We start from the raw sequence: 11,007 nt of genomic DNA, 5'->3' as shown, positions 1-11,007 counted from the left end.
TTACATTCCGAACCCGGAAGCTAAGCCTTACAGCGCCGATGGTACTGCAGGGGGGACCCTGTGGGAGAGTAGGACACCGCCGAACAAATCTTGAGAAAGAGCCCCAACTCCGGGTATTCACCCGTGAGTTGGGGCTCTTTCGCGTTCATTTCACTGTCATGAGCAGGCTGGCCGCATGTCGACTGGCCACGCTGGGGGTGCGGCCCCGCGGAAAATAGGGCCGCACCTGCCGTGTCCGGCCGTTACCGTGGCCGCATGAGTCACCTGATCCGGTCCATACGCCCCGACGACTGGCCCGCGGTGAAGGAGCTGAGGCTCGCCGCGCTCCAGGACCCGGTCGCGCACCTTGCCTTCCTGGAGACCTACGAGGATGCGGTCGCCAGGCCGGACTCCTTCTGGCAGGAGCGGGCGGCGGGGGCCGCCGAGGGGTCGGCCGGCGCGCAACAGATCATCGCCGAGACCCCGGACGGGAGCTGGGTCGGCACCCTGACCGTGCTGGTGGAGGAGGCCGGGACGACGGATTGGGCCGGGTTTCCGGTGGAGCGGAAGCAGGGGCATGTCGTCGGTGTGTTCGTACGGCCCGAACACCGCGGAACCGGGCTGACGAAGGCGCTGTTCGACGCCGGCCTGGAGTGGGCGTGGGGGCGCGGTGCCGAGCGGGTGCGGCTGATCGTGCACGAGGACAACGAGCGGGCCAAGGCCTTCTACCGCAAGGTGGGTTTCGTGCCGAGCGGGGTCACCGTGCCGTTGTCGGAGGGCTCGGGGGACTCGGAGCTGGAGATGGTGATCGAGCGGGCCTAGCGGGCCTGGACCGGCAGTTCGTACTGCGGCCAGCGTGCGCGGGCCTGTTCGCGGGAGCGGAGCAGGGCCAGGGTCGGCAGACCGCGGTCCGCTCCGGTGGAGAGGAGCTCCGGGAGCTGAGGAAGCGGAGCCACGGCTGCCACGTCGTCCAGGACGAGGGTGAGTGGTGGGTCGAGGCGACCGGAGGATGACCGTTCGGCCATGCGCCGGCCGCGCTCGACCACGCTGGAGGCGAGGGCCGTCAGCAGGGGCATCGCGCCGGGGTGCTGCCTGGGGTCCTCGATGGATTCACCCACCACATAAAGCGTGCCCCCTTCGTTGACGAAGGAATCCAAGGCGAGGCTGTCATTTCGGTTGGATGTGCATGCCTCGCGGATATTGACCGTGAAGAGGGAGGACAGCGCCCGTGCCGTCAGTTCCTGTGCCACGTCCCTGCGTTCGGGGTGTGAGGTGAGCGCGGCCTCCAGTTCGCCGGCCGCGCCTGACGAGGCCTTGGGGTTGGTGCGCAGGGCTCGTACCGCCTCCTGGACCTGGGTGCCCTGGGCCCAGCGGTGGATGTGGCGGATGGTGCGGCCTTCGACGGCGGCGGCGTGCAGATAGCTCCGCAGGAGCGTTTCCGCGACGTCGGCGACCGCCTGGTCGATACGGGCCGTGGGGCGGACCGGGGCGAGCAGCGCGGTGGCCCGGGCGGCGGCGGTCGCCTTGTCCTCGCAGCCGGAGGACGGCGCCCAGTGCAGCCGGGCGGGGGTGTCGCACAGGTGGGAGGGGTCGTAGAGGAGCACGGGGCCGAGTTTGGCGCGGGCGTCCTTGGTGTCGGCCCAGAGGGCGGGGCTGGAGGTGATCACCAGCGCGGGTCCCTCCGCATCGCGGACGGCCTGGGCGGCGACGGGGTGACGGGCGTCGGGCGCGCCGAGGACGACGGACGGGGGTGTCCAGGTGTCGTGGCGCGGAGCCGCCAAGCGGGTCTGCTCAGTGCCGACACCGGTCTGGTCGGTGCCCGGTGCGGTCTGCAGGGTGCCCATGCCCGTCTGCTGGGTGGCGGCCGCCTGCTCCACGGCGGCCGGGAGAGGAAGCGGCTCAGGCGCCGCGGGATGCCCCGCAGGGTGCTCCGGCCCTACGGGGCCGGGAGTGGGGACCGAGGGCGGGGCGGTGCCCGGGAACACCCCAACGGCGTCCCGTACGGGCGCGTCGGCGGCCGGTGCCGGTGAGCCCGGGGCCGGCGCACCTGTGGAGAGGCCCGTGGCCCTCCGGCGCGCCCGCACCGCCTTCCACCGCGCCACCGTGCCGATCGCGAACACGGTGAGCACGAACAGCACCATGAGTTCGCCTATGAACAGGCCCCAGAAGAGCCCGTATCCGGACAGTTGACCGGGCGGTGTGTCCGGCCACGCGCCGGTGATGTCGTGCGGCTGGGCGAGCAGATGACGCATGGCCATCGGCGTACGGCTGAAGCCGACGCCGTCCGGCCAGGCGCCCCGTGCGAACCAGCCCGCGAGGCCCGTGGCAGTCCACACCATGAGCGTGACGCCGATCAGGAAGGCGAGCACGCCCACCAACAGCCCGTCGGGGACGCCTCCCTGGCCGTCCCGCTGCTCCCGCTGCTCCTTGCCTGGTCTCATCGGGACCCCATGTCTATGCCACCGTGGACTCGGACGAGCCGTCCAGGTCGCTCAGCCGCTGTTCCACGAACGCCGCCGCCCTTTCCTCCGCCTCCAGCTCCGCGGCGTGCAGGGCGTCGTCGGTCGCGCGGTCGCTGGCCGACTCCGTCATCGCGCGGTCGGTGAAGACGAGCGGCCGCTCCATCTCCGTGACCAGGTGTTTGACCACCTGCACATTGCCGTTGACGTCCCAGACCGCGATACCGGGCGTCAAGGTCGGGATGATCTCCACGGCCCAGCGCGGCAGACCCAGCACCCGGCCGGTCGCCCGTGCCTCGTCCGCCTTCTGGGCGTAGATCGTCCTGGTCGACGCCATCTTCAGGATCGCGGCCGCCTCCTTCGCCGCCGCACCGTCCACCACGTCGCTGAGGTGGTGCACGACGGCCACGAAGGACAGGCCGAGCCGTCGGCCGAACTTCAGCAGCCGCTGGAACAGCTGGGCGACGAACGGGCTGTTGATGATGTGCCAGGCCTCCTCGACCAGGAAGATGCGCTTCTTCCGGTCGGGGCGGATCCAGGTGTGTTCCAGCCACACGCCCACGATGGCCATCAGGATCGGCATGGCGATCGAGTTGCGGTCGATGTGGGACAAATCGAACACGATCAACGGGGCGTCCAGGTCGATGCCGACCGTTGTGGGCCCGTCGAACATGCCCCTCAGGTCACCGTCGACCAGGCGGTCCAGAACCAGGGCCACGTCCAGGCCCCAGGCCCGTACGTCGTCCAGGGCGACGTTCATCGCCTCCGCCGACTCGGGCTCGGGGTGGCGCAGCTGCTCGACGATGTCGGTGAGCACCGGCTGGCGCTCGACGATCGTCTCGTTGACGTACGCGTGCGCGACCTTCAGCGCGAACCCGGACCGTTCGTCCAGACCGTGCCCCATCGCGACCTCGATGATCGTACGGAGCAGCGCGAGCTGGCCCGTCGTCGTGATCGCCGGGTCGAGCGGGTTGAGCCGGATGCCGTGGTCCAGGGCGGCCATCGGGTCGAGCCGGATGGGCGTTATCCCCAGTTCCTCGGCGATGAGGTTCCACTCGCCGACCCCGTCCTCACCCTGTGCGTCGAGGACCACGACCTGCCGGTCACGGAACCGCAGCTGGCGCAGGACGTACGTCTTCTCCAGAGCCGACTTGCCGTTGCCGGACTCGCCGAGGACTAGCCAGTGCGGCGCGGGGAGCTGCTGGCCGTACAGCTGGAAGGGGTCGTAGATGTACCCCTTTCCGGAGTACACCTCGCGGCCGATGATCACGCCGGAGTCGCCGAGGCCGGGCGCGGCCGTCGGCAGGTAGACGGCCTGGGCCTGGCCCGTGGAGGTGCGGACGGGCAGCCGGGTCGTCTCGACCTTGCCGAAGAGGAAGGACGTGAAGGCGTCGGTCAGGACGGACAGCGGATCCCGCATCAGGTCCTTACCTCCGAATGCCGGTGGCGAAGGGGAGCGTGTTGACGAAGGCGCGGTGGTGCTCGCGGTCGCACCACTCCAGCTTCAGATAGGACTTGCCGGCCGAGGCGCGGATGGTCCGTTTGTCGCGGGCCAGGGCTTCCGGTGAGCGGGCGGAGACGGTGATGTAGCCGACCAGGTTGACACCCGCGGCGCCGCTCGCGAGGTCCTCGCCGCGCTGGTCGAGGCGGGAGTGGGCGGCGATGTCACGGGGGTCGACGGTGCGGTTCATCTTGGCGGCGCGGCTGGCCTCGGCCTCGTCGTTCGTCTTCTCGGTCAGCATGCGCTCGATGGCGACCTCGGTGGGTTCGAGGTCCATGGTGACGGCGACGGTCCGGATGACGTCCGGGGTGTGGACCAGCAGGGGCGCCAGGAAGTTGACGCCGACCGGCGTCATCGGCCACTCCTTGACCCACGCGGTGGCGTGGCACCAGGGCGCGCGCGTCGACGACTCGCGGGTCTTCGCCTGGAGGTAGGTGGGCTCCATGGCGTCGAGCTCGGCGGGCCAGGCGTTGCGCTTGGTCATGGCCTGAATGTGGTCGATGGGGTGGTCGGGGTCGTACATGGAGTGGATGAGAGAGGCGAGCCGCCCCTGGCCCAGTGGCTGCCGTACGCGGATGTCGGCTTCCTGCAGCCGTGAGCAGATGTCGGTCAGCTCGCGTGCCATGACGACGGCGAGCCCCGCGTCCCGGTCGACCTTCTTGCCTCCCTGCGGCCGGGCGGCGCGCGCCATGGCCTGTCCCTCGGCGGCCAGTTCACGGGTGTAGTGCATACAGGCCACGAGGTAGGCGCGGTGCTGCTCGCTGCTCGTCGACACCATGGACTGGAGCTGGTCGTAGGACTGCCGCAGCCAGGACGGGGCCCGGCCGTCGCCGCGCTGGGAGACGTCCTTGGCGTGCGCGTCGGGGTCGGCGGGCAGGGTGCGGGCGAGCATCTGGAGCCGGGTGACGAAGCCGTCGCCGTTCGCCACGTGCTTGAGGAGCGTTCCGAAGCGGTCGACGAGGGCCTCCTGGTCCTCGCTGTCGCGCAGGCCGACGCCGGGGCCCTCGATCTCGATGGCGGCCGTCACGGTCCGCCGGTCGGCGTGCAGAAGTACGGCGATCTCGTCGGGCCCGAAGGGGGCGGCGAGCCAGGTGATGCGGCCGATGCCCGGGGGCGGCCCGATCTCGATCTCGCGCCCGTCGAGACGGGTCCCGGCTTCCATGACCCCGGACCGGTAGACGGTCCGCTGACGCAGGGTCCGCTTGTAACTGCGGTTGATCTCGAACCACTTGTAGAACGTGCGGTGCTTGTACGGGACGTACACGGCGGCCAGGGCGAGCAGCGGGAAGCCCATCAACAGGACGATGCGCAGGGCGAGGAGGGGGACGAGGAGCCCGCACATCATGCCGAGGAACGCGCCCCCGATGATCAGCGCGATCTCGCCGGTCTCGCGGTTGCGGCCGACGATCGCGTTCGGCCGGGCGCGGCCGATCAGATATGTCCGGCGGGGCGTGACCGGATGGGACACGTGGGACTCGGTCGTCAACGCCCTTCACCTCCAGTGCGGTTGGTGCTGCTGTCGCGGGTGCTGCCGACGTGCGGAGTGGCGGCCGGGCTGGTACGCGGCGGGGGCGCGGCGGAGGGGACGGATCCGCCGCCCGGGGCGCGCGTGCTGTGCGCGGCCACACCGCCGGACACGGGGTTGGAGGGGCGGGGCGGCTGGCTGCCGCCGGTGGCTCCGCCGCCGTTGCTGTCGGCGCGGGTGCTGTGGGTCCTGATGCCCTGGGCGACGAGCGTCGCCGGGGAGCTGATGACGGCGGCGGCCTTGCGCTCGGCGCTCTGCATGATGCGGTTGTTGCGGGAGGCGGCGATCTCGTCGCCGAAACCGGGCACGAACCGGTAGATCATGGCGCTCGAGAAGATGGCGAGCAGGATGATGGCGAGGCCGGAGACGACGGCCGCGAGCGAGTCCGGACCGTTGTCCGTGGCAAGAGCGCCGGCCAGACCGAGCACGATGACGATCACAGGCTTGACCAGGATCACCGCGATCATGATCCCCGCCCAGCGGCGGACGTGTCCCCACAGGTTCTTGTCCACGAGGCCCGAGTAGACGACGACGCCGAGGAGGGCGCCGACGTACAGCAGGACGGCCCTGAGGAACAGTTCCAGGTAGAGAACGCCGGCCGCGACGATCGACACGAGCGACACCAGGATCAGCATGATGGGGCCGCCACCGATGTCCGTCCCCTTGCTCAGCGCGCCGGAGAACGCCCCGAAGAAGGTGGTGGTCTGGTCGCCGGTGGCCTTGGCGAGGACGTCACTGACGCTGTCGGTCGCCGAGACGACCGTATAAAGGATCAGCGGGGTGAAGGCGGAGGCCAGCACGGTGAGCCAGAGGAAGCCGATGGCTTCTGACAGGGCGGTGCCGAGGGGGACGCCCCGGACGGCCCTCTTGGCGACGGCCAGCAGCCACAGCAGGAGGGTCAGGATGGCCGAGGCCGCGAAGACGACGGCGTACTGCTGCAGGAACTTCTGGTTGGTGAAGTCGACGCTCGCGGTCTCCTTGACGGCGACGGCCAACTTGTCGATGGTCCAGGAGGCCGCGTCGGCACAGCCCTTGGCGAGGGAGGAGAGGGGGTCGAGGGTGCTGTTGGTGAGGTCACTGGGGGAGTTGCTGCCATTCCTGGCGGAGTTGCCCTTTTCGCAGTACTTCTTGGCTTCGCCGACGATGACGTCACAGGGGTTCTTGCTCGTCGACGCCGAGGGTGTCGGGCTGGGCGAGGGCGCGGCGACAGCCCGGCCGGCCAGCAGCACGGCCGACGTCTGCACGGCCGTCACGACTCCGGTGAGCTTGAGCACGCGATGGTTGCTACCGGGCATACGTGAACCCTCCGTACTCTTCGATGGCCTTGCGGATCTCGTCGGAGGTAGCGGCCTTGTCGTCACCCGGGACCGGAGCGGGGCCGTCCTTCTGCGAGTCGGAGGCGATCTTCCAATCGCCGTTGGACCACTGCAGGACGAACGTCCACGTCTTCCACGTCGAAGTGATGGGGTCGGTCGACCCCTCTCCGGACATGCCGATGAGCCCCATGTACCAGACCGCGATCTTGGCGTTGCGGCCGGAGTACTGCTGCACCGTGGTGCCCACCGGGACGACACGGGAGACGAACGTGCTGCCCTGCGGCGGGTTGCCGTCGGCGTCGAGTCCCATCCTGCTGAGGAAGTCCGCCGAGTAGGCCTGGTCCATCGGTCCTTGGAGCTTGGCTGCGGCGTTCGGGGTGTAGAGGAGGCTCAGAAGGGCGTGCCGGCTGTCCTTTCGGAACATTCCGTCAGACCCCAACGCCACCGCGTAGTTCGCCGCAGCCGACTGCGCCCCCTCCTGGTCGCGGGCGAAGCCCGACGGTACTTCTCCCGGCTTCGACTTGACCGGGCGTGTGCCGGACGCGGCCGTGGAGGACGTGTTCGGCTTGTCGTTGGTGTCGTCCGACGTCGAGTCCCCGCCCCCGCGGTTCGCGAAGGCGATCGCCGCGATCAGGAGGACGACCACCCCGACGACCGTGACCAGGCTGCGGGATGACGACCGGCCCCGCCGGGCACCCCCGTACACGTCACCACCGCGGTCTGGCAGCCGCGTCCGTGTCTGTCCGACACCGCCGTACTCTCCGTCGCCCCCGCCGGAGGCACCGTCACCGAGACTCACGCCGCGTACGTCCCCTCGACCTCATAGCCGTTCCGCGCCTCGTGTCGGAACGCGTAGAAGTACGACGGTAGCCGTGCTGGTTCCCGCGCGGGCGCGGTGTGGTGACTCGACATCAGGGAAACGCAACCTCAGCCGGTGGGCGCGACGGACGGATGGGTCGGAGGGTGGGAACCGGGCGAGCCCGGCCGGGGACTGACGGTGTGCCAGGGGGGTCGCGGTCCGGGGGACGGGCCTAGACGGCCATGCCGTACACGATCGTGAACAGCGTGCCCAGCGAGCCGATGATGAAGACTCCGGTCAGGCCCGCGATGATGAGGCCCTTGCCCTGCTCGGCGCTGAAGGTGTCGCGCAGGGCCGTCGCGCCGATGCGCTGCTTGGCCGCGCCCCAGATCGCGATCGCCAGGCAGAGGAGGATGGCGACGGCCATCACCACCTCCACCATGACGCGAGCCTCGTTGCCCAGGCTGCCGAACGGGCCCCAGTCTGGGGCGATACCGCCGATGATCGTGTTGATGTCGCCTTTTGCGGCCGCGAGACGCATGTAAGTCACCGCCCCTAGTGGGTAGTTCCGTACCCCCTGCCACGGTCGCAGAGGTCAGGGTCATTCTCGCCGACAATGACGCCGTCGTATGTCGACTTGGCGTCATTGATTGGCGGGTTTCGTACGTGTCCCTTGCCTCCGGCCCGCGCGGGACCCTCGCGGGAGCGTGGGACGGTATACCAAGGGGCCTATGGTTACTCTGTGTATCATGGCAGGTCACGCCGGGCAATGAGGTCCAAGTGAAACCTGTGGTGTGGTTCCGTCGTTGACCCTTTTTGTGTCGCGAGGACCTGGATCGGCCTGCGGCACGGCCCGACCGTCCGGACCGTTCCGTATGAGTGTCACCCATACGGGCGGAAGGCTATCGCCGAACCGCAGAACGGGCCGCGGCTGGGTGCCGCGGCCCGTTCCCTCGGTGTGCCGGGCGGACCGGGTCCCCACGTACCCCGCCGCCGGCCTTCCCGTTCCCGGATGTCAGCCGGTGAAGGCTGTGACTCCCTCCGGGGTCCCCCAGCCGGTCGGGCCGTCGTAGCCCGTCTGCGCGGTGCACAGGTAGGCGGTGGTGCAGTGCCCGTTGTTGCCGCTGGTCACGTCGTTCAGTGCCGAGGTGCCGGCCGCGTTGTAGGGGAACTTGGCCGGGTACGAGGCGCTGGACGGCGTACCCGCGAGGGCGTACACGCCCGCGATGATCGGCGAGGACGCGCTGGTGCCGCCGAAGGTGTACCAGCCGGCCGTGACGCCGTACGAGTCGTAGACCGCGACGCCGGTCGCGGGGTCGGCGACGGCTGCCACGTCCGAGATGGTCCGCCTGGTGCAGCCGGTGTCGGTCTGCCAGCTCGGCTTGGCGTCGTAGGCCGAGCAGCCGGAGCCCGTGCCCTCGGAGCCGTTGGTCTTCCACACGGTCTCGGTCCAGCCGCGGGAGGTCGAGGTGGACTTCGACAGGGCGGTGCCGCCGACGGCCGTCACGTACTTCGAGGCGGCCGGGTACTCGGCGCCGTAGCCGCTGTCACCGGCGCTGACGGTGATGGCGACGCCCGGGTGGTTGAAGTAGGAGGAGTCGTAGGTGGTGTCGGAGGAGGACTCCGAGCCGCCGTAGCTGTTGGAGACGTACTTCGCGCCGAGTGCGACCGCCTCGTTCACCGCGGTGCCGAGGTTGGTCATGGTGGCGGAGGTGGCCTCGACGAGCAGGATGCTGCAGTTCGGACAGATGGCGCTGGCCATGTCCAGGTCGAGGGAGATCTCCTCGGCCCAGCCGCTGTCGGCAGAGGGGAGGGAGGACGGGGAGCCGGTCTGGCCGACCTTCTTGAAGCAGCCGTTGGCGGTGGTGCAGGCCGAAAGACCGTAGTTCGAGCGGTACTTGGCGAGGTCCGCCTCCGCGTTGGGGTCGTCATACGCGTCGACGACGGCGATGGTCCTGCCGGAGCCGTTGGCGGAGGCCGCGGAGGTCAGGCCGTAGGCCGACTGGAGGTCGCTCGGACCGTAGCCGGACGGGCCGGCGGCGGCGGCCTTCGGCGAGACGGCCTCGGGGGTGACGCCCTCCGCCTTGGCCTGCGCCTTCTCGAAGGCGGTGACGCCGCCGGTGACACGCAGCGCCTTGCAGGCCATCTCACCGGCCTTGCTCGGCACGGCACAGGCGCGGGTCCACGTCACCTTGGAGGACGTGGCGCCGGCCGCGGCGTCCGCGTGGGCGGCGGTACCGAAGCCGGCGAACACGAGGGCGACGGTGGCCGCGGCGGCGGAGCCGATGCGGCGCCATCCGCGGTGTGTGGCAGGTCTGTTCGCTCTGTCAGAGGGTGAGGTGCGCAACGTACTGCCTCCTGAGAATGGGTGACAGGGGCGGTGCGGGTGCGTGCTTCACGCCGGTACGGTGTCCCCGGCGAGGAGCCGAGCGGCTTGCGGAAGACGATGACTTGTTGAGTACGTGACAACAAGGGTCCTTCTGGAATCCTGACTTCCGCCTTACCGAACGAGGCCTGCGCCTTACGCGCCGATGGCCGCCCGATGGCCCATTGCTGGCTGCGGCTTGGTTCAACTCACAGCCCGTTCAGGGGATTTCGACTGGTGAGCGCACTGCCGCCGGACGCGGGACGACTTGGCCTCGACGAGCAAGATGTTGCAGTTCGGGCAGATGGCGCTGGTCATGTCCAGGTCCAGGTCTAGCGAGATCTCACCGGCCAGCCGCTGTCGGCGGAGGGGAGGGAGGCCGTAGGAGGAGCGTTACGCCGTGAGGTCCGACTCGGCGTTCGGGTCGTCGTACGCGTCGACGATCGCGATGGTCCCGCCCGAGCCGTTGGCGGCGGAGGCGTCGGTCAGGCCGTAGGCGGACGGGAGGTCGCTGGGACCGCGGGTGGTGACGGTCTCGCGGACGTACGACTCGCTGCTGGACGACGTCTGGGACGGCGGTACGAACCCTGAGCGCATCCTGCGCTGGTTCCTGCCGGTGTCGGGAAACCTCCGTGTCGGTGGCCGCTACCAGCTCGAGGGCCACGCGAGCGGCACGATCGAGCGGTGCGATCCGCCGTAGGGGTTCTTCGCGACCTGGGAGTACGGCGGTGAGGTGAGCTGGATCGAGCTGCGCCTGACGCCGGTGGAGGACGACAGGACACGATTCGAACTGGAGAACATCGCTCACGTGGACGACGAGCGCTCCTGAGGAGTCGGCCCGGGCGGCGGCGGAGCGGACGACGGCGGCGTACACGGGCGGCTGGCCCTGCTCTTGAGGCAACGTCTGGAACGCCCGGTTGAACAGTCGTACGTGTGTGCGCCGACTTCTGGGGGTATCGCTGCCCTCAGAACCGGGATACGTCCGATGGAGGAAACTTGCTGTTGGCCTGGAAGCGTCCGCTGACCTGCGCCAATGGAGCCTCATAGAGGAATTTCAGAGTGC

The 11,007-nt window shown here is 69.6% G+C and carries 8 protein-coding genes, 1 rRNA gene and 1 pseudogene; 2 read left to right on the top strand and 8 right to left on the bottom strand.

From position 1 onward, the window contains the following. Together rrf and ACZ3TS_RS24270 are read left to right on the top strand one after the other, a co-directional pair. Positions 1 to 85 (top strand): 5S ribosomal RNA (gene rrf / locus ACZ3TS_RS24275); the annotation flags it as partial. Positions 86 to 255: 170 nt separating this feature from the next. Further along, on the top strand, positions 256 to 801 hold the full coding sequence (locus ACZ3TS_RS24270) for a GNAT family N-acetyltransferase (protein WP_467621399.1): 546 nt from the start codon (positions 256 to 258) through the stop codon (positions 799 to 801). Here the strand turns inward: ACZ3TS_RS24270 and ACZ3TS_RS24265 are convergent. The 8 genes and pseudogenes from ACZ3TS_RS24265 to ACZ3TS_RS24230 all read right to left on the bottom strand — a co-directional run. Next, a complete protein-coding gene (locus ACZ3TS_RS24265) occupies positions 798 to 2,420 on the bottom strand; it encodes a type IV secretory system conjugative DNA transfer family protein (protein ID WP_467621397.1) in 1,623 nt (540 codons plus the stop codon). The genes ACZ3TS_RS24270 and ACZ3TS_RS24265 overlap by 4 nt on opposite strands. A 13-nt stretch (positions 2,421 to 2,433) precedes the next feature. Further along, a complete protein-coding gene (locus ACZ3TS_RS24260) occupies positions 2,434 to 3,858 on the bottom strand; it encodes an ATP-binding protein (protein ID WP_467621395.1) in 1,425 nt (474 codons plus the stop codon). 7 nt (positions 3,859 to 3,865) lie between these two features. Further along, positions 3,866 to 5,425 (bottom strand): SCO6880 family protein, encoded by a 1,560-nt coding sequence (locus ACZ3TS_RS24255; RefSeq protein ID WP_467621393.1) that lies wholly within the window; start codon positions 5,423 to 5,425, stop codon positions 3,866 to 3,868. After that, positions 5,422 to 6,759, bottom strand: coding sequence for a hypothetical protein (locus tag ACZ3TS_RS24250; RefSeq protein WP_467621391.1), 1,338 nt, complete (start codon positions 6,757 to 6,759; stop codon positions 5,422 to 5,424). The genes ACZ3TS_RS24255 and ACZ3TS_RS24250 overlap by 4 nt, the downstream gene beginning before the upstream one ends. Then, positions 6,749 to 7,579, bottom strand: a complete 831-nt coding sequence (locus ACZ3TS_RS24245) for a DUF8175 domain-containg protein (RefSeq protein ID WP_467621389.1) — start codon at positions 7,577 to 7,579, stop codon at positions 6,749 to 6,751. The genes ACZ3TS_RS24250 and ACZ3TS_RS24245 overlap by 11 nt, the downstream gene beginning before the upstream one ends. Before the next feature lie 232 nt (positions 7,580 to 7,811). Beyond that, a complete protein-coding gene (locus ACZ3TS_RS24240; protein WP_467621411.1) occupies positions 7,812 to 8,120 on the bottom strand; it encodes a hypothetical protein in 309 nt (102 codons plus the stop codon). A 474-nt stretch (positions 8,121 to 8,594) separates the two neighbouring features. Continuing rightward, on the bottom strand, positions 8,595 to 9,926 hold the full coding sequence (locus tag ACZ3TS_RS24235; protein ID WP_467621386.1) for a S53 family peptidase: 1,332 nt from the start codon (positions 9,924 to 9,926) through the stop codon (positions 8,595 to 8,597). A 279-nt stretch (positions 9,927 to 10,205) separates the two neighbouring features. Continuing rightward, positions 10,206 to 10,463: pseudogene (locus ACZ3TS_RS24230) on the bottom strand (peptidase S8); the annotation flags it as partial. Between the last annotated feature and the right edge of the window lie 544 nt (positions 10,464 to 11,007).

The sequence above is a fragment of the Streptomyces sp. NPDC022910 genome, from assembly GCF_055561075.1.
Note: the sequence above shows the minus strand (reverse complement) of the source record. Positions and strands in the feature narration are given on the sequence as shown.